The organism is Flavobacterium suzhouense (assembly GCF_042684765.1).
Lineage (GTDB): Bacteria > Bacteroidota > Bacteroidia > Flavobacteriales > Flavobacteriaceae > Flavobacterium > Flavobacterium suzhouense.
The window spans coordinates 16,322-41,458 of the sequence record NZ_JBHUMD010000004.1; the positions used below are offsets into that span (position 1 = coordinate 16,322).

The window sequence follows — 25,137 nt, forward strand, 5'->3', positions numbered from 1 at the left end:
TGCTTAGACCTAAAATACCTTTCCCCAATGAAAATAGCCATTACAGGAGCACACCGGGTAGGAAAAACAACTTTGGCAGAAAAGCTACTGGAACATTTTCCTGAGTATGAGTTAAGGCCTGAGCCCTATTATGAGTTGGAAGAATTAGGCTATGAATTTTCCGAAACTCCAAACATTGATGACTTTGCTGAACAACTCAACTATTCTATAAAGCAGATTACAGCTAGTAGTGATAATGTGATTTTTGACCGATGCCCTATTGATATTATGGCATACTTAGAGGCCCTTGATGGAATTCAGTACATCAATTCGATGTATGATAAGGCTGAAAGTGCTATGGAAGATATTGACCTTATCATCTTTGTTCCGATAGAGGAACCGGATATTATCACATATCAAAAATCAGATTACCCTGAACTAAGAGATACAGTAAATGAAATCCTCAAAGAGTCCGTTTATGATTTTGGAATTGAAGTTATAGAAGTCAAAGGATCTTTACCGGAACGAATTAGTCAGGTGCTGGCTAAAATAACTTAACCTGTATATAACAGAATGCCCCGCATTACAGCGGGGCGTTCTGTTTTGGATATTAGGATAAAAGCCTTCTGTTGTTTGGCAACCAATACATAATAAGAAATATAATGTAAACAAAGGTTACTATAACCGCACTGATCATCATTATTGACGATCCCGATATCATACCATTGTCAGGCATTAATGCATTCATATAACCTGACATTAATACTGCAGTATATATCTGAATAGCAATTAATGCTATTTGTGCCAATGTATACAGATAAAGCCCCTTAAGTTTTTTTCTTAACATTAGTATTCCGGCTGTCAGCTTTGCTATAGCTACAGCTAAACCTGAATATCCAATGACTTTCATTCCGTCAATTGGTAAATGTGAATCTTTAATAAGTGAAACAGTACCTGATATTATACTAAACACAGCCACTACTATAGTTATACCACACAATACCTTAAGGAAGGTGTCATTATACTTTGGCTTTGAATCAAACTCTTCAAAACCTACTGTTTGAGGTATATTACAGGCATAGCAGTAAGTCGCATCATTGGCCAGCATATTACCACAGTGGTTACATTGTTTCATTATAATTGTTTTAGTTAATAGGTTAAAAATAGAATTTCTATTTTGATAACGAAAATATTCTTACAGACAAATATTTTTATACAATTAACCTAAACATATTTACTGTAAATTCGCCATCGAAATTTACTAACCCAAAAAAAATGAAACTAAAAACACTACCAGGAATTATTATGCTTATAGCCTTATCCCTTACAATGGCTAATTGCAAAACTACCGTTCATACACACAAGACGACTCAAAAAACAAAAGTACCACCGGGAAAAGCTAAAAAAGCTGCCGGAGCAAAAAGCGCAAAAGCATATACTCCCGGACACAATAAACATTAAAATCAAAAGCCTGCAAATGCAGGCTTTTTAGTTTTGTTTTTCCCTGATATATTTTGCTACATCTACCATTGTAGCTACCCATATTTCTTTTTCTCTTTTCTTAAGGTATTCTAGTAATTTAGTGTGTTCTTCTTCGCTAACATTTAGAGGATGCTCCCCTCCCACTCCGTGAAACAGGAATACTATGAAAGAACCTTGTTTTTCAGCTTCCTCAATCTGACGGATCATTTGTGCCGCAGTAGTATCTGATTGTCCAAATGCTGTTATATTATTCAGGTTTACATCCTGTAACTTCACATAAGTAGAATTTACGCCCCTAGCCCCTGCAAAATCATCTTTAACCAAATCATAGAAATAGGTATCACCAATCTTCATATCCCCACAGGGAAAAGCAAATGTGCGTTCCTTTTTTCCGTCTATTGCATACAATAGCGCATTGGTAGCTTTAATTTCATTTACAGCCCTGCTTACGGTATATTTAGACAGGTCAGCTTCAGCCGGCACCCACTCCCTGCCAGTCATTGAACCATCACAAGGATGATTAAAAGTATGATTACCCAGTTCGTGCCCTTTTTTAGCTGCTTTTCGCCAATCATCTATCCTGTTTACTACATTTGGAGAACTGCCAATTAGGTAAAACGTACCTTTAAGGTTGTATTTATCAAGCATAGGGATAACTTTATCAAGATGAATATTAAGCGCATCATCATAAGTTAAAACAACGGCACATTTCTTTCCATTCCAATTTTTAGTCTGTTGGGCATTTACTGCACAAAAAATAAATAGAGCTATACTAGCGAATAAATGTTTAAAATTTTTAAAGAGCATATAACAGTATTAGATTTTAAAAGTAAATAATTTAAAAAATTAATGCTGATATTATTTGCTCAAAGTCAAATTGTAAATATCAAACAAACCTCCAAATATCTATCATTTAGTAAAATTCATACGATAGAAATTTAAAATTTAAGTATCTGTTATTAAGAGAAATCCTTAAATTTGCAGCGTTATTACTCTAATGCCGACAACTCCCTTATTGAATAATTTTGCTACAAATTATTTGATAGTCAGCTTGCCCCATATTCATTTCTGTAATGACAGAAAATAATTTTTAATACATCAATCAAAATCGTGAAACAACCGCTTTTAATGGTTGTACTATCTTTTTGTATTTTTTCACAGTACACCTTTGCCCAGGAAGTGGCAACAGAGCCTGAAAAATACACCGCACACAATAAAGGGAAGTTCTTCTTTTACTGGGGAGGAAACCGCGAAAGTTACACAAAATCCGATCTGCATTTTAAAGGCGATGGCTACAACTTTACAGTTGAGAACGCTGTTGCTGATGACAAACCTAAAGGATGGCATATAGACTATGTTAATCCGGGGAGAATGACAATCCCTCAGACCAATCTGAAAGTAGGTTACTTTATTAGCGACCATTACAACATTTCAATCGGAGTAGACCACATGAAATATGTAATGAGAACCGGACAGACAGCCAATATTAATGGTACAATCAATTTACCCGAAAGTCATCCGGGACACGTGTATAACGGAACTTACAACAATACTCCCACTCAACTTGCCGAAGATTTCCTAGATTTTGAACACACTGACGGTCTGAACTACATCAATGCAGAATTTGCACGTGTTGACGATATTTCTAAACTATTCCGAATAGGAAATACTGACAAATTTCAGGTTAATATTACCGAAGGCGTAGGTGGTGGTATACTGTACCCAAGAACAAACGCAAAAGTACTGGGAATGCCAAGAAATGATGAATTTCATGTTGCCGGTTATGGTTTCTCTGCCAAAGCCGGATTAAATCTTACTTTCTTCAAACACTTCTTTGTAACAGGTGAACTTAAAGGTGGGTATATTGATATGTATGATGTCCGTACTACTCATGACGGACCGGACAGAGCGCATCACCATTTTGGTTTTCTTCAAAGGATAATTGCTGTTGGTGGTATCTTTAGGGTATAACAAAACATATTATATAAGAAACGCCCCGCATTGCTGTGGGGCGTTTTGTTGTTATGCCATTTTTAATTATAGTTCTTGATCGCTTCAACCGGGGCAAGAATATTGTAATCTTTCCATATTGCCGGATCATATTTTGAGATGTAATTAATGTCGTATTTTTCGGTTTCGGTCACGCTTCCAAACTGATCACCGCTTAAAGACTCATTATTAATGATAAATAGTTCCTCAGTAGACTGTTGATCAACTTCTGCTAAAATATCTATCTTAAGCATCTTATCCTCCTCTTTCTTATCAACCTTATTTTTAGTAAGTTTCATAGGACGATTCATATACATGTAATTGTTCTTTTGCTCTTTAACAAAATTTACAGCATATTGACCTTTTTCATTTTTAGCAAAAGTTGTGTTTACCTTTAAACGGTCCTCCACTACTTTTACGCCCAAAATCAGTTTTAAATTTAGTTTACTTGAGGTCTTTCCATCTACAAGATTATATTGCATTTTTACCACAGCAAAATCCTCTGCATTTACATAAATTTTTCCATAGTAACGCGCAGAACCTTTTAAAGGTTTAAAGTCTATGATATAAACCGTTGCATCGTCAATAGGTGCATAACCTTCAATTGTATAGGTATAACGTTTAAATTCAGTTAGAAAATCAAGTTCATCATTTTCATAAAATCTGTTAAGCGTATTAGCCAGCGATTTAACCCTGTTTTTAAGAGATGAAGTCTTAATATCTTCCTTTTTATCTTTTGAAAGATCGCTAACCTTCATTGAATCATCAACTGTAAACCAACCGCTGACAACTTTATATGTAGAACTCGGATCAATATGCTTTTTTAGAACCTCCATTATTTTTTTGGTCTGTCCTCCCGAAACATCCTTTTCCTTATTCTTCAGCTCCACGGCTTTTTCTACTACAAGTTTTGAAGATTTATCCTGTTGGTATAAATAACCGTATGATTCTGAAAAATCCTGAGAACGTTTCCCTTTTGATTTTTCCATTGTAGTCTGAATATCTTTATTCAGGTCTTTTAAGGTAGACTTATCAATTAATGATGATTTAACCAGTTCAAACTCACTATTTATCAACTTATTATCATTGGAAGATCTAAGGAAGAAAGTTTGCTTTGTAGGACCCGATACATAATTATTTGGTGCATTTTTTATCACTTCAGTAAGTATCTGGGTTGCGGACATTTTTTTCACAACCACCTCGTCAAGTTCATTAATCTGAATTGGCATAGTATAAGTACCTCCCGTAAAATCAGATACAGCTACGGCAATGGTTTTATAACCTATGGAAGAAAATACTACCTTATCGGCAGTACCTTTTTTAGACAAATCAATGGTAAAGGCTCCTTCGGCATTACTTACTACGCCATAGTCGGGACCAAGCTGAATCGAAACGTATTCAATTGGCTGCTGTTGCTCGTCAACAACTTTAGCAGTAACAATTTGTGCTGTTCCATTAAGGGTAAATAGCAATAAGGTTAAAAAAGAATAGATTATTGTTTTCATAAAAATGGTTTGTATTGGTGAATTTATAGTAAAACGATTAGGTTTAGTTTTTGTAACAGCTTATTTAAAAACAATGCATGCATAGCATTGTTATACATTGAATGACTGGCTAAAAATACATTTTATCCTGACATTTTAACACTGTTGTGTATAATTCTGCATCAAAAAAGATGATTATGAGAGTATTATAATTTTATTAATTTATTTTTCAATAATTTGTAACTTTAGGTGTAGATATATATTTTTTTCATAATTTGCAGGAACAAACATTAAATAACGTATGACTACTATAACACGCCTGTTCGATTTTCCTTACTATCAACTGGAGAAATACAACCTGCCGGATGCGCTGGTTACCAAGTATGGCAATGAGTGGGTAAAAACCTCAACTCAGGAATATATCGATAAAGCAAATGCCTTCTCTCGGGGATTGCTTCGCCTTGGCGTAAAGAAAAATGATAAAATAGCTGTTATCTCGTCTAATAACAGAACCGAATGGCATATCGCCGATATTGGCATTCTACAGACGGGAGCGCAAAATGTACCTATCTATCCTACTATCAGTGAAGAGGATATAGAATACATCCTTAATCATTCAGCATCGATTTATTGTATCGTATCGGATGAGGAGCTTTACAACAAAATAACTTCGGTAAAAAATAATGTTCCTAATCTAAAAGAAATTTATTCTTTTAACGATGTAAAAGGCTGTAAAAGCTGGAACGAAATACTTGACCTTGGTAAAGATGATTCTAACCAAAGCGAAGTAAATGCAATAAAAGACGCCATTACAGAAGATGAACTTGCAACGGTTATCTATACATCAGGTACTACAGGCCGTCCTAAAGGCGTAATGCTTTCTCACAAGAACATTGTTTCCGACGTACTGATGAGTGGCGACAGAGTTCCGTTTGAAGCGGGTAAAAGCAGAGCTTTAAGCTTTCTCCCTATTTGTCACATCTATGAGCGTATGATATTGTATCTATACCAATATTATGGTGTATCTACTTATTTCGCTGAATCTATAGAAAAGGTAAGCGACAACATTAAAGAAGCACAGCCTTATGTAATTACTGCTGTACCAAGGCTTCTTGAAAAAGTATACGATAAGATCATTGCTAAAGGAACAGAGTTAACGGGTATCAAACGTAAACTATTCTTTTGGGCTGTTGAAGTTGGCCTTCAATATGAGCCGTATGGTGCGAATGGCCCATGGTATGGTTTAAAGTTATGGCTTGCCCGTAAACTGATCTTCTCTAAATGGAAAGCAGGACTTGGAGGCAATCTGTCGCTTATGGTATCTGGAAGTGCTGCGATTCAGCCAAGGCTTGCCAGGGTATTTGCTGCTGCAGAAATCCCGGTTATGGAGGGATACGGACTTACCGAGACTTCTCCCGTTATTGCTGTAAACGATCAGCGCAATAACGGATTCAAAATAGGCACTGTGGGTAAACCGCTTAACGGTGTTGAAGTTAAAATTGCCGAAGATGGCGAAATCCTTTGTAAAGGACCTAACGTAATGATGGGCTACCTTAATGCGCCGGATAAAACTGCCGAAGTTATGACCGACGGTTATTTCCACACTGGAGACATAGGCATTATTGATGCAGATGGCTTCCTGAAAATTACGGACAGGAAAAAAGAAATGTTCAAGACATCAGGCGGTAAATATATTGCACCTCAGCTTATTGAGAACGCCATGAAACAATCACGTTTCATTGAGCAGATAATGGTTGTAGGTGATGGCGAAAAAATGCCTGGTGCATTCATTCAGCCGGACTTTGAATTTTTGAAGCAATGGGCTTCCCGAAAAGGCCTTTCTCTTGGCAGTAACGAGGATATTGCAAACAACAAAGAAGTTCATGACAGGATACAGGAAGAGGTAGACGGCATCAATAAGAAATTCGGGCACTGGGAACAGATCAAGAAATTTGAGATCACCCCGGAAATATGGAGCGTTGATGGTGGTGAACTTACTCCTACCCTAAAACTGAAACGTAAAGCCGTTAAAGAAAAGTACCAAAAACTGTACGATAAAATATACGACGGTTCTTCAAAATAATATGAAACTCCCCTGTAAAACGGGGAGTTTTTTATTTTAATTTTACCTCATGATTAATGCCTCACTACCTTCAGACCGTTATAAGCACTTCCTCCAAACCATCATAAGAAACAATGAACTTTGGACACTTATAAACAACGATGGTAGTTTTGCGTTGTTTGAGGTAAACAATACCATCGTCTTTTCACTTTGGCCGGATGAAGCATCAATTGAAAGCAATCTTACGCCCGACTGGACAGATTATATTCCTTTTAAAATTGACTTCAATGCTCTTGAAGAAACTGTATTACCAATAATAAGGCAGAATAATTACCTTATCAATATTTATCCTGTTGAAGGCAGGATTGGACATGTAGTATCGTTGAATGATTTCGTAACCGACCTCAACACTCAATACAAACATTGATATTGGCAGAGTACTTGATTTATTATTTTCTGATAAAATATATTTTGCACCACCTTAACAAACAATTATGACAAAAATACTATCTGCACTAGCCATAGTACTATTATTCGCTAGCTGTAATTCAACTGAATTACAAACAAATGAAGAGATTAGCAAAAGTATCAGAGAATCATTTAAAACTAAAAATGACAGTATCGCATTAACTCTGAGAAACAACAATGAAGGAGCTTATTACCTTTTGGGTTCTGAAGATTTTTACAGAAAGCTTAAAAAAAATATTGAAGCTCTAAAATATATTTATTGGGATCCTAAAATAAATTCAGCTCCAATTGTAATGGACGAATTTTATGTTAAGACCGATGGAATCAAGAATCACAAACTACATTCTGACAAATACAGTTATACGCTAAGTTTTGCAAACAAGCTTAATGAATCTTACGTGTCTATTTTAAAAATACATGCTAACGAACAACAACATTACCTCATTGGAATTGTATACAATCGTATTGGTGAAAAATGGAAAATAGAACGGATAATCCCTGTAAACTATTCTTTTTTTGACCACAACGCAGATGATTTGTATAAAACAGCGAAGAAAAAAGAAACAAAAGGTTTTACGATAGATGCCTACGTATTTGCTAACGGGGCTATGAATCTTACAAAAAGCGGTGGGAAAGATTTTGTATTTGATATAGCCTCAGAAATTGAAGATTATCAAAACAAACTATTCAAAAAAATACAAATTACTCATGGTAAATTTCCTTTGGACATATTAGGAAAAGATCAGAATCCACAACTTAGGGGATTTGACATGGCCTTTTATAAAAATAGCTTATATACAACAGTACATTACAATAGCTGGACTCCTTTTAATGATGAAGTCGCAATGAAAACTGAATATGAAACCGTAAAAAATTTTATGACACTAAACTTTCCTGATCTTGACAAAAAACAGCCATATGTGTTTTACAGAGCTTTTAGTCAACGTCTTGGAAATAACAATAGTATCTATGGATTTGTTGCAGAAAATAATAAAAGTTTATCACAAAAAAAATAGCTTCCTCTTTATTAATCTTCCTTTCGAAAGATATCATCAATTTATAATTTACAAGCATCACTCCCTCACTAATGGGAGTTTTTTATTGCCATATTCTTCAAAATAAATTCATATATTTACTAGTATCACATAAAAAAGACTGACGTTTTTAATTAACTATAAAAATTTATAAATTTAATATGCATGCATAATAAATTTTTTGTACATTTGAAAAACAATAACCTATGAAAGACAAAACAATAGACTACGTACTGAGGGCAACATGGCAGGCAGTTTCAAGAATGTATAACGAAGAAGCCTCAAAATATGGCGCCAGCATGTCGGTCGGGTTTGCGTTGCTTTCCATAGATAAAGAGAACGGAATACCATCTACAGCCTTAGGACCACAGATGGGAATGGAGCCTACAAGCCTTACCCGTACCCTTAAATCGATGGAAGATAAAGGCCTTATAGTACGAAAGAAAAATCCGGTAGACGGTCGCGGTGTACTGATACACCTAACCAAACTGGGTAAAGAGAAAAGAGAGCTTTCGCGCGACAGGGTACTTAAATTCAATGAAGTGATCAAGCAGCACGTATCTCAGGAGAAGCTGGATAACTTTATGGAAGTAGCGGAAATCATAAACGAGCTGATATCAGAGAAACTGATATTTACTCCAGAAAATGAACCAACTGAATAACAAACAAACGCGGAGGTTTGGACTATAGCCGGGCATCCGCCTTAAAAAACTATAAAAAACAAATAAATGAAACGCACTATTAAGAAGGCGGCCGTAATAGGCTCCGGCGTTATGGGATCGGCAATTGCCTGCCATTTCGCAAATATAGGTGTTGAAGTACTTTTGCTGGATATTCCGCCAAGAGAACTTACCGAAGCTGAACAAAAAAAAGGGCTTACGCTGGAAAGCAAAGCCGTAAGAAACAGGATAGTTAACGACCACCTTGCTAACTCCCTGAAATCAAAACCCTCTCCTATTTACCACCAAAAGTTTGCCGACAGGATCAAAACAGGTAATACAGAGGATGACATGGCAAAAATTGCCGAAGCCGACTGGATTATTGAAGTTGTTGTAGAACGACTTGACATTAAACAAAAAGTGTTTGAACAGGTAGAAAAGTACCGCAAGCCGGGAACACTTATCACATCGAATACTTCGGGTATTCCAATCCAGTTTATGAGCGAGGGCCGCAGCGAAGATTTTCAGAAACACTTCTGCGGAACACACTTCTTTAACCCTCCTCGTTATTTAAAACTTTTCGAAATCATACCGGGTCCGCAAACTTCTCAGGAAGTACTGGACTTCTTAAATAATTATGGCGAGCAATTCCTTGGTAAGACATCGGTTGTAGCCAAAGATACTCCTGCTTTTATTGGTAACCGTATTGGTATCTATGGTATCATGAGCCTTTTCCATCAGGTGAAGGAAATGGGCCTTACCGTTGAAGAAGTTGATAAACTTACAGGTCCGGTTATCGGGCGACCTAAGTCGGCTACTTTCCGTACCGTTGATGTAGTAGGTCTTGATACGCTGGTACACGTTGCCAACGGTATCTATGAGAACTGCCCTAATGATGAAGTTCACGAACTATTCAAACTTCCTGCTTTCATCGACACCATGATGAATAACAAATGGCTGGGCAGCAAAACAGGACAGGGCTTCTATAAAAAGGTTGACAAAGATATCCTTACACTTGACCTTGATACTTTAGAGTACCGTGCAGGCAAGAAAGCGTCTTTTGCAACCCTAGAACTTACTAAAACTATAGAAAAGCCTATAGACCGCTTTAAAGTACTTATTAAAGGTACTGATAAAGCAGGTGAATTCTACCGTAAGAACTTTGCAGGTACTTTCTCTTATGTATCGAACCGTGTTCCGGAAATTACAGACGATCTATACAAAATAGATGATGCCATGAAAGCCGGTTTTGGCTGGGAAAATGGTCCGTTTGAGATTTGGGATGCTGTAGGTGTTGAAAAAGGTCTTGAGCTTATTCAGGCTGAAGGACTTACTGTTGCTCCTTGGGTTAACGAAATGCTGGCAAGCGGAAACACCAGTTTCTACACTATCAAAGACGGAGCTACTTACTACTATGATATAGCTTCTAAATCACAGAAAAAAGTGCCGGGTCAGGATGCGTTCATTATTCTGAACAACATCCGCGAAAGCAAAAAAATATGGAGCAACAGCGAATCTATCATCCAGGATCTTGGAGATGGAATCATCAATCTGGAATTCCGCTCTAAAATGAATACTATTGGTGGAGGTGTGCTTCAGGGCATCAACAAAGCCATAGATCTTGCCGAAAAAGAATATGACGGACTTGTTATAGGCAACCAGGCCGCCAATTTCTCTGTAGGTGCTAACATCGGAATGATCTTTATGATGGCGGTTGAACAGGAATATGATGAGCTTAACATGGCTATCAAAATGTTCCAGGATACGATGATGCGTGTACGCTATTCGTCTATTCCGGTAGTTGTTGCACCTCATGGTATGACCCTTGGTGGTGGCTGTGAAATGAGCATGCACGCCGATAAGGTTGTTGCTGCGGCTGAAACCTACATCGGGCTTGTAGAATTCGGTGTTGGTGTTATTCCCGGCGGTGGAGGTTCTAAAGAAATGGCATTAAGAGCATCTGACCTTTTCCGTAAAAACGATGTTGAGCTTAATACACTTCAAGAGCACTTCCTTACAGTAGCAATGGCTAAAGTATCTACCTCAGCTTATGAAGCGTTTGACCTTGGTATCCTTCAAAAAGGTAAAGATATTGTTGTTGTAAACAAAGACAGACAGATAGCTGAAGCTAAAAAACACGCTAAGCTTCTTGCCGAAGCGGGTTACACTGCCCCTATTCGCAGAAAAGATGTAAAGGTACTGGGTAAACAGGCTCTGGGTATGTTCTTAGTAGGAACCGACAGTATGGAAGCAGGGCATTACATATCTGAACATGATAAGAAAATTGCCAATAAACTGGCCTATGTAATGGCAGGGGGTGACCTTTCTGAGCCTACACTGGTTACAGAGCAATATCTACTTGACCTTGAAAGAGAAGCATTCTTATCGCTTTGTGGGGAAAGAAAAACCCTTGAAAGAATTCAGTTTATGTTAACCAAAGGTAAGCCTTTAAGGAATTAAAGCCCCCTAACCCCCAAAGGGGGAATTAGAGGAATTGGATTCCGTTCTTGAACTTTTTGCATATAATAATAAAATCCTATTTACCCCTAATAGGAGTTCCCCCTTTGGGGGCTAGGGGGCCGATATGAAAACAGCATATATAGTTAAAGCCTACCGTACTGCGGTAGGAAAAGCTCCAAAGGGAGTATTTAGGTTCAAGCGACCTGACGAACTGGCCGCTGAAACCATACAGTTCATGATGAATGAGCTGCCTGATTTCGACAAAGCACGTATTGATGACGTGATGGTAGGTAATGCCATGCCGGAAGCTGAACAGGGACTTAATGTAGCCCGTCTTATTTCCCTAATGGGACTTAAGGTAAATGATGTTCCGGGAGTTACTGTAAACCGTTATTGTGCATCAGGACTAGAGACTATTGCTATGGCTACAGCCAAAATACAATCAGGCATGGCCGATTGTATCATTGCCGGTGGTGCAGAAAGCATGAGTTATATACCAATGGGTGGTTACAAGCCGGTTCCTGATTATAAAGCTGCCAAAGACGGCCACGAAGATTACTACTGGGGAATGGGACTTACAGCTGAGGCTGTTGCAAAACAGTTTAATGTAAGCCGTGAAGACCAGGACCAATTTGGTTTTAATTCACATCAAAAAGCAATAAAAGCTCAGGCTGAAGGCAAATTTGACAAACAAATTGTACCTATCACTGTAGAGCAGACCTACATAGATGAAAATGGCAAAAAAGCCACTAAATCATATACTGTAACGAAAGATGAAGGCCCAAGAGCAGATACTTCAGTAGAAGCATTATCCAAACTACGACCAGTATTTGCTGCAGATGGTAGCGTTACCGCAGGTACCTCATCGCAAATGAGTGATGGAGCAGCCTTTGTAATGGTGATGTCTGAAGAAATGGTAAAAGAACTTAACCTGGAGCCAATAGCGCGTATGGTGAGCTATGCTGCAGCAGGTGTAGAGCCAAGAATCATGGGTATCGGACCGGTAAAAGCTATTCCGAAAGCCCTTCAAATGGCAGGACTTCAGTTAAACGATATAGAGCTTTTCGAACTTAATGAGGCTTTTGCTTCACAGTCATTGGCAGTAATACGCGAGTTAGGCATTAACCCTGACATTGTAAACGTAAACGGTGGTGCCATTGCCCTTGGTCACCCTCTGGGATGTACCGGAGCGAAACTATCAGTTCAGTTATTTGATGAAATGAAACGCAGAGGCAACAAATATGGTGTAGTAACCATGTGTGTGGGTACCGGACAGGGTGCTGCGGGGGTTTACGAAATTCTTTAAGATACCAACTTACAAACAATAAATAAAACATTAACGAAATGAGTGAACTTGCAAGAGGTGGTCAATTCCTCGTAAAGGAAACCAAAAGCGAAGACATCTTCACACCGGAAGATTTTTCGGAAGAGCAGATAATGATGCGTGACACGGTTAAAGAATTTGTTGACCGTGAGATATGGCCTAATAAAGACCGTTTTGAGAAAAAAGATTATGCGTTAACTGAAGAAAGTATGCGTAAAGCCGGCGAGCTTGGCTTTCTGGGTGTTGCTGTACCGGAAGAGTATGGCGGACTTGGTATGGGCTTTGTTTCTACTATGCTGGTATGTGATTACATCTCAGGTGCTACAGGATCGTTCTCTACGGCTTTCGGAGCACATACAGGTATTGGTACTATGCCTATTACACTTTATGGTACTGAAGAGCAAAAACTTAAATATGTCCCAAAATTAGCTTCAGGTGAATGGTTTGGCGCTTACTGCCTTACTGAACCGGGTGCAGGATCTGATGCTAACTCTGGTAAGACCAAAGCTGTACTTTCTGAAGATGGTACGCACTATAAAATCACAGGGCAGAAAATGTGGATATCAAACGCAGGCTTCTGCAGCGTATTCATAGTATTTGCCAGAATTGAAGACGATAAGAATATTACAGGTTTCATCGTAGAGAATGATCCTTCAAACGGAATTTCTCTTGGTGAAGAAGAACATAAACTTGGTATTCGTGCTTCTTCTACCCGTCAGGTTTTCTTTAACGAGACCAAAGTACCGGTAGAGAACATGTTATCTGAAAGAGGTAATGGATTCAAGATTGCCATGAATGCGCTTAACGTAGGCCGTATTAAACTTGCTGCCGCCTGTCTTGATGCACAAAGAAGAACTATATCCGGTGCAGCAAAATATGCAAACGAGCGTATTCAATTTAACACTCCTATTGCAAGTTTTGGTGCTATCCGTTCAAAACTGGCTGAAATGGCTACCAGTGTATACGCCGGAGAAAGTGCTTCTTACAGGGCTGCTAAAAACATCCAGGATCGTATTGAGGCACGTGTTGCCAATGGCGAATCACATCAGGATGCTGAACTTAAAGGTGTAGAGGAATTTGCAATTGAATGTTCAATCCTTAAAGTAGCTGTTTCTGAAGACGTACAAAACTGTACTGATGAAGGCATCCAGATCTTTGGTGGTATGGGCTTCTCTGAAGACACCCCAATGGAAAGCGCATGGAGAGATGCGAGGATTGCACGTATCTATGAAGGTACCAACGAAATTAACCGTATGCTATCAGTAGGTATGCTTGTTAAAAAAGCGATGAAAGGCCATGTTGACCTTTTAGGACCTGCTATGAAGGTAGCAGAGGAACTTATGGGAATACCATCATTTGACACTCCTGATTACTCAGAACTTTTCGCTGAAGAGAAAGAAATGATTGCTAAGCTAAAAAAAGCATTTCTTATGGTTGCAGGTTCAGCAGTACAGAAATATGGCCCTGCACTTGATGAGCATCAACAATTATTAATGGCAGCCTCAGATATCCTTATCGAGATATACATGGCTGAATCTGTTATCCTTCGTACTGAGAAACTTGCTAAAAAACAAGGAGCAGACAATGTAAAAGAACAAATCGCTATGGCTCAGCTATATCTTTACAAAGCTGTTGACATCGTAAACATTAAAGGTAAAGAAGGTATTGCTTCTTTCTCTGAAGGTGACGAGCAACGCATGATGATGATGGGACTTAAGCGTTATACAAAATACAACAATATGCCTAACGTAGTGGCTTTAAGAGAAACCATTGCGGCAAAAATTGTAAGCGAAGGTGCTTACCCTTATTAACAATTTCAGTTTTTAGTTTGTTTTAACCCTGCTTCGGCAGGGTTTTGTTTTAACCCGATTTTATAAAATCACTGCACGATTTCGTATCACATTATTCAATAAGACAGGTTATTTTTGATTAAATGGGTTATATATTCATTTACTTACAAGCCTTTATTTTTTTAGCAGCGAGTATTAATGGGGGCATGATACTCGTTGAAAAGCCTGCTTACTTTGAGCAGGCTTTTTTACATATAAAAAAACCCGCAATACTAAAAATGTATTGCGGGTTGCATCCTGGCGTATAAATTAGTCTAATGGTGGTCTGCTTCTTATCAGATTGATTGCAATCATTACTATTGCCACTACAAGTAACAGGTGTATGAGAGCACTTGCGGTATGATAAGCAAAGCTTCCCAATGCCCAAACAATGATCAATACAACGGCGATTATATACAATAGATTTTTCATAGCATTACATTTTAAGGCTATTTAATAGCATCAACTTTCTCTTTCGTTAATTTGGCATGTTCCAAATGTGTCCTTAATGCAGGAAGCAAATTAGCGGCCCACATTCTCACACTTGCTTCTTTTGCCTTTTCTGAGGCTTTCTCCATCTTCTCGATCATTTTTTCATGACCTTCTACCATTTTGTCGGCATAAGCTTTATCAAAATCATGACCGTTCTTATCATTTAGCTCTTTATAAGCCTCCTGCCCTTTTTCAGTTAAAGATGCCGGTAATGATACATTCATTTTTGTCGCAGCAGCTTTCAGTTCTTCTAAAGACTTAGTATGTGCATCAACCATCATTTTACCCAATGCTTTTACATCATTGTTGGTACTTTTAGTCAACGCCAGCTTACCAAGCTCAATTTCTTTCATGTCTACTTCAGCAGCAGCTACAAGATAATCAGAATCTTCCTCTTTTGCCTCATTCACGTCATCAAATTTTGCCTCGTTTTCATCTTCGGCAACTTCTTTAGTATCTTCTTGTTTTGATTCATTCTTACACGATTGTACTCCAAGAGATAATAGTAAAACAGCAGCTCCCAGAGCCGTTTTGGCAAATAACGATGTCTTTTTCATAATAGGTTAGTTTTGTATTATTAAATGTTTCTATTACGAAAGTAGTACTTATAAAAAAGCCTTGCTGTTAGCGTTATCACAATAAGTGTTAGCGAAATACTAAAACACAATTAACGGTCAAAACTAAATAGCTCAAGGTCTTTATTGGGTTTACCAAGAATTAGGTCAGTTATTATTTCAGCAGCAATAAGACTGAAAGTAATACCATTTCCTCCAAAGCCCAGAGCAAAATAACTGTTTGGCAATCTGTCATAAGGACCAATATAGGGTAATCCATCTTTTGTAGATCCGAAAGTACCTGTCCACGAAAATTCCGGTTTAAATTTCAGATGCGGAAAAAGCTTATTCACATCAGAGGCCAACTGTTTTGTTTTCTTGTTAATGAGCTTATCCCTTTTTGCGGGATTACTAAAATTCTCATCCCTGCCTCCTACCAGCACTCGATTATCAGGTGTAGTACGCAGGTATAGATATGGATTAGCAGTATTCCAAATCAAGACATCGTCTTTCCAAAAGTCGCGTTCATTATACTGTTCACTTACCACAGCATAAGTAGATAACAAATCGACTATTTTTTTGTCAATAAAATCAACAACCTCATATCCTGTTGCATAAACAAGTTTCTTAGCTTTTAGTGTATATCCTGATTCTGTTTTAAGGACAACGCCCTTTTTTGAATGTTTAATATCTGTTATCTCAGTGCGATCGTAAATATCATTATCATACTCATGCTGAAGCAGACAATGTGTTAGCATATAAGCATTAGTTTGTGCTGCCTGATCAGATAAAATTGCCCCATAAGCTTTAAAACCATATTCTTTTTCCAGTTCATAGGCTTCGAGATAACGGACTTTAAATCCGACATCCTTTCGGGCTTCATATTCTTTCTTAAGCCATGAAACATCTTTTTTAAATGTAGCGTAATAAAGACTTTTCTTTTTCTCAAAATATTTCACCCCTCTGTCTTTAGTTATTTTACCTAGCTTATCAATAGCCTCTCCGCATAATTTATAAGCCCTTTCAGCTTTTTCCTTTCCTATCATTTCCGTTAGCTTATAGAGAGGAACGTCAATTTCATATTGCAACAACGAAGTGCTAGCACTGGTACTGCCTAACCCAATAGTCCGTGCATCCACGGTAACACAATTTATTCCGGCATTGATAAGATAGTAACGGACCAACGCGCCTGATATACCTGCACCAATAATTACAACTTCAGTATCAATATCATGATCAAGTTTTGGATATGTAAATGGTAGTCCATCTTTAATGAGCCAAAAAGGGTAACCTGCTTTTAATGTCATAGTTAAAGCGTTTTATTATAAAGTTATCGCTTTTAGTCAATGTTAATTTAATCGGAAATAAAATATAGGATTTATTTAACTGTTGCCAAGTGAGTTAAAAATTGCATAGTTTTGCAGTATAATTTTTAAAAATGATAAACCCCTCTGCAAGTGGCTGGATTGACAAGTTTTTTGCACAGCTAAAGAACAAGCTTCCTGTTTATGCTAACTCCCACGATTTTTACAGATCGGTAAGGGATTCCGGGTTTATATACGGCCATGTTGTATCATTCAGCAATATTGATTCTAAAGAAACTAAAGGCTGGATTACAGAAGAACTAACCAAAGTTGCCCTTCTGAATACTCTTTACGACGTTTACAGACTGGTTGAAAAAAATGATGACCATAAAAGCTTCATTGAAAAAGCTATCCCTTTCTATAAAGAAATGACTCCTGAAGGCTTTGATTTCTTTAAAAAAGTGTTACCTGCTTCTTCGCAAAGCCACCAATTGGAAGAGATACTGGACGAGCGCATCAAGACCAATGATAACATCATCAGCCGTAATTTTTCGCATATCCTTACCAATGCGCTTCTCTTTATGGATGTGCTGGCTTTTCGCCAATATCTTATCAACGAAGAGATACCACAAAAGTATCTGAGAAAGCTGGAAGAAATTGTAATGAGTATTGTTGCGCTTGCTCTTAAAGCAAAAGACAAGAGATCGGAATATGATGAATTACTAATAAAATTATTTGAGTCCTCTGTTCGCTATACTAAATTCTCAAAAATAAATACCGAAGAGCTTGATAAACTCGAGCTTGATTATTTCGCATCAAAACCGGAAAAGAATTATCTGCTCGATATGGCCGGTATGGCGATTTGGAGTGATGGCAAAGCCCAGGAAACCGAAATTGATTTTCTTTTCAAACTTGCTGCCCAAATGGGCATGAGTGAAGATATTGCTGCCGAAAGTATAGCAGCATTTGACCTATTCATTAAAAATAACCGAAAAGAGATACCCTTCTTCAGGTATTCTAATCCTGTTAAACATTTTTATGACCATGCATCACAATCAGTAATACTGCTGATAAACCGCAATAAAAACCGACTTATTAAAGAGCTTTCAAACAATGGTGAACTGATGCTGTTACTTACGCATTCCACCCATCGTAGCCTTGACGAAAGGGAAAAGAAAAAAATTAAGAAGCAGTTATTAGAAATATGTAAAACAGTACCATCACTTACTATTTTTTTACTGCCGGGAGGAAGTTTACTGTTGCCCTTACTTATTAAATTCATACCACAGTTACTGCCAACGGTTTTCAATGAAAATCTGGAAACAGATACCGAATAAAAAAAGCCATCGCTAACGCTGATGGCTTTGACTATGAACAAATAACGGGAATTTAAAATTTAAGCTGGCTTACCTTATCTAACTCTGTATTATCACAGAAGTTAACATCAAGGTCTTTTACAACACCGGTATCAAGTCCATAAACCCATCCGTGAAGACAAAGCTCCTGGCCGTTTCTCCAGGCATTCTGAACAATTGAAGTTTTAGCCAAATCTAAAACCTGTTCTTTTACATTGATTTCAACAAAAGTATTGAACCTTGATGTTTCATCAATTATTGAATCAAGGTACTGACGGTGGTGTCTGTATACATCTTTAATATGCCTGATCCAGTTATCAATAAGCCCGATAGAATCGTTACCCATTGCTGCCTTTACACCTCCACATCCGTAATGGCCACATACAATAACATGTTTAACCTTAAGTACGTTTACAGCATAATCAAGTACGCTTAGCATGTTCATGTCTGTATGAACTACCATATTAGCGATATTCCTGTGAACGAATACCTCTCCCGGTTGTGCTCCAATAACCTCATTCGCAGGAACACGGCTGTCTGAACAACCAATCCATAACAATGGTGGCGATTGTCCTTTAGCCAGCTTGGCAAAATATTCCGGGTCGTCTTTTAATTTGGTCTCAGACCATATTTTATTATTATCTAAAATCTTTTTGTAAAAATCTGAATGCGAATGTGACATGATTAATCTTATATTATTTTGAGCCCTATAAGGCATTTATTTTATAGTTTCTAATTTTTTAACCTTGTGTTCTACAAACACGTTTTGTTTACCCCAATCGGTATTCTCTAATTCATAAGCCTCTTTAAAACCAACAAGCTTAACCTTTATATTTTTTTCTTTAGATTTAACATCTCTGAATTCTTGTATAAGATCCAGAACATCATGTGCTATATATACAGTATCAGATGCATCAATCACCACTTTGGAACACTCAGGAATTTCATTAAGAGTCGTTTTTATCGCTGCCTTATTAAGGAATGAAACTTCCTGTGCCAGGTCGATATGAATTATATCACCTTCTATATAATCATCTTTTCTAAAGTTATATGCCCTTTTAAGGTTACCTCTCAATACAAATATGATACTTATAATCATACCCAATGCTACACCTTTGAGTAAATCGGTAAATACTACTGCTAAAAGCGTTGCAATAAAAGGTACAAATTGGTATTTACCCTTGTGCCAAAAATGCATTATTGTTGCAGGTTTCGCCAATCTGTACCCCACAACTAAAAGTACAGCAGCCAATGTAGCCAAAGGAATTTTGTTAAGTATTACCGGAATGGAAAGCACACAAATCAATAACAAGATACCATGAATTATGGTGGAAGTTTTTGATTTTGCTCCTGCATTGGCGTTTGCAGAAGAACGCACCACTACAGATGTCATCGGCAAACCACCTATTAATGCACTCATCATATTTCCGATCCCCTGAGCCTTAAGCTCAACATTGGTATCAGTGTAACGCTTTTGTACATCCATCCTGTCAGAAGCCTCAATACATAAAAGTGTTTCAATTGATGCAACAACAGTGATTGTAGCAGCTGTTATCCATACCTGAGGATTGCTGATACCGGTAAAATCAGGTGTAACAATTATATTCTTGAGATCTTCAAATGACTGCGGAACAGGAAGCTTTACCAAATGTGCCTCCGCAATAGCTAATTTGCTGCCTGTTCTCATAAATATCTCATTCAGAATAATACCCACTATTACGGCAACCAGCGCTCCGGGAACAAGCTTAAGCTTTTTGAGGAAAGGAAACTTATCCCATGATATTAAGATAATCAGTGAAACAATAGTAATTATTATAGCTCCTAAATGAAAGTAATCCAGTGCCCCTAAAATTGCTGAAAAGGTATTATTACCATCAGGCTCTAAAAAGGCTTCATCACCTTCAAAATCAGCATCAAATCCTACTGCATGAGGCAGTTGCTTCAGGATAATGATAACACCAATACCTGCAAGCATACCTTCTATAACATTTGATGGAAAATAATTTGAAATGCTCCCTGCCCGTATAAATCCTAAAATTAACTGGAAAACACCTGCAAGAAAAACACTTAATAGAAACATTTCGAATGAGCCAAGTGTAGAAATCGCTGTCAATACAATGGCAGTTAGCCCGGCAGCCGGACCCGAAACACTAATATGGGATTTACTAATAACTCCCACAACAATACCTCCGATGATACCCGCAATAATACCTGATAATGGCGGTGCACCGGAAGCCAGAGCAATACCCAAACATAATGGTAATGCTACCAAAAATACCACAAGACCCGATGGAAAATCGGCCTTAAGGCTCCCAAAAAAATCTTTATTTTTTGTCATAACCGATAAATATATAATTCAATTACATGCTCGTTGGCATACACAGCCGAGCGCCCCTACAAAAGGGATATAAAAATTGGATTATACTAAATCGGGAGGTGGTGAGTGAACTTCTCGTGATACATTATCAAGTTCCTCATCATTTTTGGTTTTTATAATAACAGCCTTTTTGAAAGCTGTAAAAAAAGTAAGCCGCAACTCCATACAACAGGGTGCGGCTATAACTTCTTTTATTTCTTTTTGTATTTCTTCTTCATTCAAACTGTAAACCATAGAAATGTCTGCATCATCCTTTAGCATACTCACAATAGTAGGAATTGCCAAAAATGACAAAAAGAGAAAAAGTACTATGTTTACAACAAATTTCATTCTGAGCAAAGATATACTTTTTAACAGCAAAATTCACGCCAAATTTAACATAACTTTTAAATTTGTTCCTCACTCCATGCTTTCATCATCCACATGGTTTTTTCCTGTTCTTTAATGAAGTCGCTCATCATAGAATTGGTACCTTCATCATTAATCTTTCCAGACTCTTCAAGAATAACTCTTTCAATCTTTAAAAGGTCAGCTATTGACTCCATAATAAGATTTACGGCCTCACTATCTAACGAAATATTTTTACCTACTGTCAGCTTATTATTCTTGATATAATCTTCAAAAGTATGCAGCGGTACTCCTCCCAGAGTAAGAACACGCTCGGCGATCATATCAATTTTAAGCTGTGCATCATTGTAAAGCTCTTCAAACTTAACATGAAGGTCAAAAAATCTCTTTCCGCGGATGTTCCAGTGAATCCCTCTAAGATTTTGGTAGTATACCTGAAAATTAGAAAGCAGTATATTAAGTTCTGCAGCAATTACTTCAGTTTCCTTCACCGGTAGTCCCAGAATGTTTGTCTCTTTGGTTTGTTTCTTAGTCGCCATAATTATATTGTTTCTGTTAGTTACTGTAAGTTTTGTACGATAAAAGTAGAGTAAATTTAGCCATTTAAAAGATAGGAAATATCAATAGTTTTTATAATTTTATCATAAAAATCTATACTATGACAATTACCCAACTCTACTATGTGCTTGCCGTCGCCGAACATAAAAATTTTACGCTTGCAGCAGAAAAATGCTTTGTAACGCAGCCTACACTTAGTATGCAGATTCAAAAACTAGAAGAAGAACTTGACATCCAAATATTTGACCGTAGCAAAAAACCGATCCAGCTAACTGATGTAGGTGAAAAAATAGTACAGCAGGCAAAGAATATTGTAAATGAGTCAGGGCGAATTAAAGATATTGTAGACCAGCAGAAAGGTTACATTGGTGGCGACTTTAAAATTGGTATTATACCTACAGTTATGCCAACACTTTTACCAATGTTTATGACTAATTTCATAAACAAATACCCAAAGGTTAATCTTATAATTGAAGAGCATAATACTAACGAGATAATAAAAAGGCTTAAAAATGGTCAGCTTGATGCCGCCATTGCTGCTACTCCGCTCGATGAGGAATCACTTAAAGAGATAGTATTATACTATGAACCATTTGTAGCCTACGTACCGCAAAACAATCCGGCGTATAATAAAAAAGAATTTGATGTAGAAGACCTTGAAGCTAACCTAAATAATTTATTATTGCTTCAGGACGGACATTGCTTCCGTAATAATATCCTGAACATCTGCAAGGCAACAACATTAAATCATGATAATCACTTCCAGATTGAAAGCGGTAGTTTTGAAACTATGGTAAAACTTGCAGATGAAGGACTGGGAATGACACTGCTTCCATACCTTCACACTCTAGACATGGACGAGAAGCACCAGGAAAAACTGCGTCAGTTCAAAGATCCAAGGCCTTCACGTGAAGTAAGCCTTATTTACTCTAAAAAAGAACTTAAACTGCATATCATAGAAGCTCTGCGCACCACAATAGCAGGTGTTGTAAAAGGAGCCATTACGTTCCAGAATGTAGAAATAAGCAGTCCTCTGCAAAAAAAGCTAAACTAATACAGACAGACATAAAAAAAGGAGCCTCTAAGGGCTCCTTTATATTTTATTGCTGTACATGAATCAGACAGGCTTTTAATTCAGGTTTTTCTGTCGTGAATGTATTAAGCCATTCAATCAATTGCTCTATTTCGTAAGGTAAAAGTACTTTTATAGCTTTTTCAACTTCCTTACAAAAAAGTATAGGATCAAAGCTTACGCTTTCCAGGATCTTTTGTGTATAGCTAAACATAGGTCTAGTCATAGTGCTGAAATTCTTTTAATTTTAGTTAGCTGTGGTAAGAACGATTATGTAAAAGTAGTAAAATATTTTCATCGAAAACGAAATAGTTTTCAACAATTCAGCTTTTAACTTTTGGATACTTCAATTTATTAACACTTTTTTAACCTTTAAAAGCAATCAGCATTTCTCTTTTACCGGGTGGTCCCTGAACTTTTTTCACACTGAATCCTGCTGACTGCATAGCCTTTTTAATAACTGTTCTGCACGCATAAGTTACTAGTATGCCTTTGTCTTTTAATGCGGTATACATTTTAGCAAAAATTTCTTCACTCCACAATTCTGGTTGGGTAGGATACCCAAAAGCATCAAAATAGATCAGGTCAAAAACACTTTTGTCATTTATATCCTCAAAGCGTTGCTGCCTTTTTGTTAATGTAAACTTTTCAGAAAGTTTAACAGGCACACCCCAATCTGCCGAATGCAAAGTATTAAATACTTCCTGCCTATCATTAGCATTAAGCTGGCTTACATAATTAAGCTGAAGGGCTTCCTCCTGTAAAACAGGATAAGCCTCAACTCCTGTATAATCTACCTCCTGTCCTGTTTTAAGTGTTTCGAGGTAAGTGATAAAGCAGTTTAACCCCGTTCCGAAGCCTATTTCTAAAATAGAAACAGGCTTGCCTTCTGTTAAAGCAAGCCCGTTTTTTATGAATACATGATACGCCTCCTGGATAGCACCATACCTTGAATGATAATTCTCATCCATATCCGGTACATATATGGTAACCGATCCGTCGTTCGTAATTACAATTTCTCTTTTCAATTATTTGATATAAAGTTTTTTGATGCGGGGTATTGGCCCTTCACATTTCTGCTCATGGCAGGCAACACATGATGACACCGCATCATTAAAATGTTTTTTAGCATTTAGCGAATCTTTATAGATAAGCTCCTGCGCCTTCAGGAATTTGCCGGCCTGCTCCTTAAAAAAAGCATCGTTGTCTTTTTCGTCGGTCATTACCGATACATGTATCTTTAAAAAGTGCTTAGGGAAATTACCAATGGTATCACCATTTACAATACGTTCTTTAAGCCTTTGGTTGTCAACATACATCTGCTCCATCAAAGCTGCCATTTCAGACATCTCATACATTTTGAACTCCTTTTCTTTTTTGGCAGGAGCACATTTCTCATCATCGGTCTTTACAGTTTCAGCTTTCTTTTGGCATGATGCAAAAGTAATTGATGCAACAACAACAATCAACAATAGTTTTTTCATTATTTACTAATTAGCACACCATCGGCCATAAATTTATACTCGATCTTTGGCTCGGTGATTTTAGCAATAGCCTCATCAGACTCTCCACCATCTTTTGCATAATGCCTAAGCTGAGCTACCGAAGTTTCGCTCACGAATGCTTTACCACTCACTATAGCTTCCTGATCAGTAGCATTAAGAGGTACGAAAAAGGCATAATCCTTAAACTTAACGAATGATTCTTTACCGCCCGGAAGTGCCATAGACATCCAACAGCCTTTTTTCTGGCATACGGCATTGATCTTCGATTTGAATTTTACATTAACCGTATCACCCGGTTTAAGCGACTTATATTTTTTAATCATTTCTTCTTTAGAAATGGCTTTATCCGCAAGTATTTTATCACCAAAAGAAGCATAATCAACTTTAACTGCCGTTTCAGATTTAACCGCTTTTATTTCCTCAGCCGGTTCTGCATTCGCACTTTGAGCCGCTTCTGAATTTTCTTCGGTAGTTGCTGGTGCAGCCTCAACCTGATCGGTAATCGTTGTTATGGTATCATTTGATGCTGATTCGATAGCTGCCTCCGACTCTTTATTCTTTTGGCAGGCTGCCAGTACAAGTACCGCTGCGGCCATGAAAAGTGATTTCTTCATTATTTAACGAAAATTTGGTTTTATGTTACAAAATTATACAGATTCTTTAACCTTGCAAGTGCATACTTATAATTTCGTCATTTTATTACACTTTCTTTCAACGATTTAATTATTCGTATCTCAAAATTATTCAAAACGAAACCTTCAACTTGTTTTTTTAGTAAATTTGCAATTAATGCGACCTAAAC

The 25,137-nt window shown here is 37.4% G+C and carries 26 protein-coding genes; 12 read left to right on the plus strand and 14 right to left on the minus strand.

From position 1 onward, the window contains the following. Positions 1–27 precede the first annotated feature (27 nt). Positions 28–537, plus strand: coding sequence for an ATP/GTP-binding protein (locus ACFSR3_RS02290; protein WP_379819546.1), 510 nt, complete (start codon positions 28–30; stop codon positions 535–537). A gap of 52 nt (positions 538–589) precedes the next feature. Here the strand turns inward: ACFSR3_RS02290 and ACFSR3_RS02295 are convergent, their stop codons facing one another. After that, positions 590–1,114 carry a hypothetical protein gene (locus ACFSR3_RS02295; RefSeq protein ID WP_379819547.1) on the minus strand — a complete coding sequence of 175 codons (525 nt, stop codon included), beginning with the start codon at positions 1,112–1,114 and terminating at the stop codon, positions 590–592. A 140-nt stretch (positions 1,115–1,254) separates the two neighbouring features. Here ACFSR3_RS02295 and ACFSR3_RS02300 point away from each other — a divergent pair, with 140 nt between their 5' ends. Next, positions 1,255–1,440 (plus strand): hypothetical protein, encoded by a 186-nt coding sequence (locus ACFSR3_RS02300; protein WP_114758888.1) that lies wholly within the window; start codon positions 1,255–1,257, stop codon positions 1,438–1,440. A gap of 27 nt (positions 1,441–1,467) precedes the next feature. Here ACFSR3_RS02300 and ACFSR3_RS02305 read toward each other — a convergent pair whose 3' ends face one another. Then, on the minus strand, positions 1,468–2,268 hold the full coding sequence (locus ACFSR3_RS02305) for a polysaccharide deacetylase family protein (RefSeq protein ID WP_379819548.1): 801 nt from the start codon (positions 2,266–2,268) through the stop codon (positions 1,468–1,470). Positions 2,269–2,589: 321 nt separating this feature from the next. Here ACFSR3_RS02305 and ACFSR3_RS02310 point away from each other — a divergent pair, with 321 nt between their 5' ends. Next, the gene (locus ACFSR3_RS02310) at positions 2,590–3,432 is read left to right on the plus strand and encodes a hypothetical protein (RefSeq protein ID WP_379819549.1); all 843 of its coding nucleotides are present in this window, start codon (positions 2,590–2,592) and stop codon (positions 3,430–3,432) included. 62 nt (positions 3,433–3,494) lie between these two features. Here the strand turns inward: ACFSR3_RS02310 and ACFSR3_RS02315 are convergent, their stop codons facing one another. Next, positions 3,495–4,955 carry a carboxypeptidase-like regulatory domain-containing protein gene (locus tag ACFSR3_RS02315; protein WP_379819550.1) on the minus strand — a complete coding sequence of 487 codons (1,461 nt, stop codon included), beginning with the start codon at positions 4,953–4,955 and terminating at the stop codon, positions 3,495–3,497. A 280-nt stretch (positions 4,956–5,235) separates the two neighbouring features. On the opposite strand from ACFSR3_RS02315, the gene ACFSR3_RS02320 reads away from it, so the two are divergent. The 7 genes from ACFSR3_RS02320 (at position 5,236) to ACFSR3_RS02350 (ending at position 14,752) form a co-directional block, all read left to right on the plus strand. Then, positions 5,236–7,017: an AMP-dependent synthetase/ligase gene (locus tag ACFSR3_RS02320; RefSeq protein ID WP_379819551.1), complete on the plus strand. Its 1,782-nt coding sequence runs from the start codon at positions 5,236–5,238 to the stop codon at positions 7,015–7,017. A 49-nt stretch (positions 7,018–7,066) separates the two neighbouring features. Then, the gene (locus ACFSR3_RS02325; protein ID WP_379819552.1) at positions 7,067–7,423 is read left to right on the plus strand and encodes a DUF2750 domain-containing protein; all 357 of its coding nucleotides are present in this window, start codon (positions 7,067–7,069) and stop codon (positions 7,421–7,423) included. A 67-nt stretch (positions 7,424–7,490) separates the two neighbouring features. Next, on the plus strand, positions 7,491–8,480 hold the full coding sequence (locus ACFSR3_RS02330; RefSeq protein ID WP_379819553.1) for a hypothetical protein: 990 nt from the start codon (positions 7,491–7,493) through the stop codon (positions 8,478–8,480). Between the two features lie 224 nt (positions 8,481–8,704). Then, the gene (locus ACFSR3_RS02335; protein ID WP_114758881.1) at positions 8,705–9,160 is read left to right on the plus strand and encodes a MarR family winged helix-turn-helix transcriptional regulator; all 456 of its coding nucleotides are present in this window, start codon (positions 8,705–8,707) and stop codon (positions 9,158–9,160) included. 66 nt (positions 9,161–9,226) lie between these two features. After that, positions 9,227–11,617, plus strand: coding sequence for a 3-hydroxyacyl-CoA dehydrogenase/enoyl-CoA hydratase family protein (locus ACFSR3_RS02340; protein ID WP_379819554.1), 2,391 nt, complete (start codon positions 9,227–9,229; stop codon positions 11,615–11,617). A 124-nt stretch (positions 11,618–11,741) separates the two neighbouring features. Further along, entirely contained in the window at positions 11,742–12,923 is a 1,182-nt protein-coding gene (locus tag ACFSR3_RS02345; protein ID WP_379819555.1) for an acetyl-CoA C-acyltransferase, read from the plus strand. Between the two features lie 38 nt (positions 12,924–12,961). Next, positions 12,962–14,752: an acyl-CoA dehydrogenase family protein gene (locus ACFSR3_RS02350; RefSeq protein WP_379819556.1), complete on the plus strand. Its 1,791-nt coding sequence runs from the start codon at positions 12,962–12,964 to the stop codon at positions 14,750–14,752. A 288-nt stretch (positions 14,753–15,040) separates the two neighbouring features. Here the strand turns inward: ACFSR3_RS02350 and ACFSR3_RS02355 are convergent, their stop codons facing one another. The 3 genes from ACFSR3_RS02355 to ACFSR3_RS02365 form a co-directional block, all read right to left on the minus strand. Then, the gene (locus ACFSR3_RS02355; RefSeq protein WP_114758877.1) at positions 15,041–15,202 is read right to left on the minus strand and encodes a lmo0937 family membrane protein; all 162 of its coding nucleotides are present in this window, start codon (positions 15,200–15,202) and stop codon (positions 15,041–15,043) included. Between the two features lie 17 nt (positions 15,203–15,219). Further along, on the minus strand, positions 15,220–15,819 hold the full coding sequence (locus ACFSR3_RS02360; RefSeq protein ID WP_114758876.1) for a DUF4142 domain-containing protein: 600 nt from the start codon (positions 15,817–15,819) through the stop codon (positions 15,220–15,222). A gap of 110 nt (positions 15,820–15,929) precedes the next feature. Beyond that, positions 15,930–17,123: an NAD(P)/FAD-dependent oxidoreductase gene (locus ACFSR3_RS02365; protein WP_379819557.1), complete on the minus strand. Its 1,194-nt coding sequence runs from the start codon at positions 17,121–17,123 to the stop codon at positions 15,930–15,932. Positions 17,124–17,254: 131 nt separating this feature from the next. On the opposite strand from ACFSR3_RS02365, the gene ACFSR3_RS02370 reads away from it, so the two are divergent. Further along, positions 17,255–18,457, plus strand: coding sequence for an LETM1-related biofilm-associated protein (locus ACFSR3_RS02370; RefSeq protein ID WP_379819558.1), 1,203 nt, complete (start codon positions 17,255–17,257; stop codon positions 18,455–18,457). Positions 18,458–18,509: 52 nt separating this feature from the next. Here the strand turns inward: ACFSR3_RS02370 and can are convergent, their stop codons facing one another. From can to ACFSR3_RS02390, 4 genes are all read right to left on the minus strand, one after another. Further along, positions 18,510–19,157, minus strand: coding sequence for a carbonate dehydratase (can, locus tag ACFSR3_RS02375; protein WP_114758873.1), 648 nt, complete (start codon positions 19,155–19,157; stop codon positions 18,510–18,512). Between the two features lie 36 nt (positions 19,158–19,193). Beyond that, positions 19,194–20,813 carry a SulP family inorganic anion transporter gene (locus ACFSR3_RS02380; protein ID WP_379819559.1) on the minus strand — a complete coding sequence of 540 codons (1,620 nt, stop codon included), beginning with the start codon at positions 20,811–20,813 and terminating at the stop codon, positions 19,194–19,196. An 81-nt stretch (positions 20,814–20,894) separates the two neighbouring features. Beyond that, positions 20,895–21,182, minus strand: coding sequence for a hypothetical protein (locus tag ACFSR3_RS02385; protein ID WP_379819560.1), 288 nt, complete (start codon positions 21,180–21,182; stop codon positions 20,895–20,897). A 56-nt stretch (positions 21,183–21,238) separates the two neighbouring features. Further along, the gene (locus ACFSR3_RS02390; RefSeq protein WP_114758870.1) at positions 21,239–21,739 is read right to left on the minus strand and encodes a Dps family protein; all 501 of its coding nucleotides are present in this window, start codon (positions 21,737–21,739) and stop codon (positions 21,239–21,241) included. Positions 21,740–21,858: 119 nt separating this feature from the next. Between ACFSR3_RS02390 and ACFSR3_RS02395 the strand changes: the two genes are divergently transcribed. Continuing rightward, positions 21,859–22,812: a LysR substrate-binding domain-containing protein gene (locus ACFSR3_RS02395; protein WP_114758869.1), complete on the plus strand. Its 954-nt coding sequence runs from the start codon at positions 21,859–21,861 to the stop codon at positions 22,810–22,812. A 46-nt stretch (positions 22,813–22,858) separates the two neighbouring features. On the opposite strand, the gene ACFSR3_RS02400 is transcribed toward ACFSR3_RS02395, so the two are convergent. The 4 genes from ACFSR3_RS02400 to ACFSR3_RS02415 all read right to left on the minus strand — a co-directional run bounded on the left by ACFSR3_RS02400 (position 22,859) and on the right by ACFSR3_RS02415 (position 24,949). Further along, positions 22,859–23,056: a hypothetical protein gene (locus ACFSR3_RS02400; protein ID WP_114758868.1), complete on the minus strand. Its 198-nt coding sequence runs from the start codon at positions 23,054–23,056 to the stop codon at positions 22,859–22,861. 139 nt (positions 23,057–23,195) lie between these two features. Next, the gene (gene mnmD, locus ACFSR3_RS02405) at positions 23,196–23,858 is read right to left on the minus strand and encodes a tRNA (5-methylaminomethyl-2-thiouridine)(34)-methyltransferase MnmD (protein WP_379819561.1); all 663 of its coding nucleotides are present in this window, start codon (positions 23,856–23,858) and stop codon (positions 23,196–23,198) included. After that, complete coding sequence (locus ACFSR3_RS02410) at positions 23,859–24,314, minus strand: hypothetical protein (RefSeq protein WP_379819562.1); 456 nt, start codon at positions 24,312–24,314, stop codon at positions 23,859–23,861. Then, positions 24,314–24,949: a DUF4920 domain-containing protein gene (locus tag ACFSR3_RS02415; RefSeq protein WP_379819563.1), complete on the minus strand. Its 636-nt coding sequence runs from the start codon at positions 24,947–24,949 to the stop codon at positions 24,314–24,316. The genes ACFSR3_RS02410 and ACFSR3_RS02415 overlap by 1 nt, the downstream gene beginning before the upstream one ends. Positions 24,950–25,137 lie beyond the last annotated feature (188 nt).

Bases quoted from the DNA above. Each gene is read 5' to 3' on its own strand.
- ACFSR3_RS02355 (WP_114758877.1), bottom strand. From the start codon at position 15,202: ATGAAAAATCTATTGTATATAATCGCCGTTGTATTGATCATTGTTTGG.
- ACFSR3_RS02400 (WP_114758868.1), bottom strand. From the start codon at position 23,056: ATGACTAGACCTATGTTTAGCTATACACAAAAGATCCTGGAAAGCGTA.
- ACFSR3_RS02380 (WP_379819559.1), bottom strand. From the start codon at position 20,813: ATGACAAAAAATAAAGATTTTTTTGGGAGCCTTAAGGCCGATTTTCCA.
- ACFSR3_RS02330 (WP_379819553.1), top strand. From the start codon at position 7,491: ATGACAAAAATACTATCTGCACTAGCCATAGTACTATTATTCGCTAGC.
- ACFSR3_RS02320 (WP_379819551.1), top strand. From the start codon at position 5,236: ATGACTACTATAACACGCCTGTTCGATTTTCCTTACTATCAACTGGAG.
- ACFSR3_RS02415 (WP_379819563.1), bottom strand. From the start codon at position 24,949: ATGAAGAAATCACTTTTCATGGCCGCAGCGGTACTTGTACTGGCAGCC.
- ACFSR3_RS02310 (WP_379819549.1), top strand. From the start codon at position 2,590: ATGGTTGTACTATCTTTTTGTATTTTTTCACAGTACACCTTTGCCCAG.
- ACFSR3_RS02300 (WP_114758888.1), top strand. From the start codon at position 1,255: ATGAAACTAAAAACACTACCAGGAATTATTATGCTTATAGCCTTATCC.
- ACFSR3_RS02410 (WP_379819562.1), bottom strand. From the start codon at position 24,314: ATGAAAAAACTATTGTTGATTGTTGTTGTTGCATCAATTACTTTTGCA.
- ACFSR3_RS02360 (WP_114758876.1), bottom strand. From the start codon at position 15,819: ATGAAAAAGACATCGTTATTTGCCAAAACGGCTCTGGGAGCTGCTGTT.
- ACFSR3_RS02350 (WP_379819556.1), top strand. From the start codon at position 12,962: ATGAGTGAACTTGCAAGAGGTGGTCAATTCCTCGTAAAGGAAACCAAA.
- can (WP_114758873.1), bottom strand. From the start codon at position 19,157: ATGTCACATTCGCATTCAGATTTTTACAAAAAGATTTTAGATAATAAT.
- ACFSR3_RS02345 (WP_379819555.1), top strand. From the start codon at position 11,742: ATGAAAACAGCATATATAGTTAAAGCCTACCGTACTGCGGTAGGAAAA.
- ACFSR3_RS02325 (WP_379819552.1), top strand. From the start codon at position 7,067: ATGATTAATGCCTCACTACCTTCAGACCGTTATAAGCACTTCCTCCAA.
- ACFSR3_RS02385 (WP_379819560.1), bottom strand. From the start codon at position 21,182: ATGAAATTTGTTGTAAACATAGTACTTTTTCTCTTTTTGTCATTTTTG.
- ACFSR3_RS02390 (WP_114758870.1), bottom strand. From the start codon at position 21,739: ATGGCGACTAAGAAACAAACCAAAGAGACAAACATTCTGGGACTACCG.
- ACFSR3_RS02370 (WP_379819558.1), top strand. From the start codon at position 17,255: ATGATAAACCCCTCTGCAAGTGGCTGGATTGACAAGTTTTTTGCACAG.
- ACFSR3_RS02295 (WP_379819547.1), bottom strand. From the start codon at position 1,114: ATGAAACAATGTAACCACTGTGGTAATATGCTGGCCAATGATGCGACT.
- ACFSR3_RS02365 (WP_379819557.1), bottom strand. From the start codon at position 17,123: ATGACATTAAAAGCAGGTTACCCTTTTTGGCTCATTAAAGATGGACTA.
- ACFSR3_RS02395 (WP_114758869.1), top strand. From the start codon at position 21,859: ATGACAATTACCCAACTCTACTATGTGCTTGCCGTCGCCGAACATAAA.
- ACFSR3_RS02335 (WP_114758881.1), top strand. From the start codon at position 8,705: ATGAAAGACAAAACAATAGACTACGTACTGAGGGCAACATGGCAGGCA.
- ACFSR3_RS02305 (WP_379819548.1), bottom strand. From the start codon at position 2,268: ATGCTCTTTAAAAATTTTAAACATTTATTCGCTAGTATAGCTCTATTT.
- ACFSR3_RS02290 (WP_379819546.1), top strand. From the start codon at position 28: ATGAAAATAGCCATTACAGGAGCACACCGGGTAGGAAAAACAACTTTG.
- ACFSR3_RS02315 (WP_379819550.1), bottom strand. From the start codon at position 4,955: ATGAAAACAATAATCTATTCTTTTTTAACCTTATTGCTATTTACCCTT.
- ACFSR3_RS02340 (WP_379819554.1), top strand. From the start codon at position 9,227: ATGAAACGCACTATTAAGAAGGCGGCCGTAATAGGCTCCGGCGTTATG.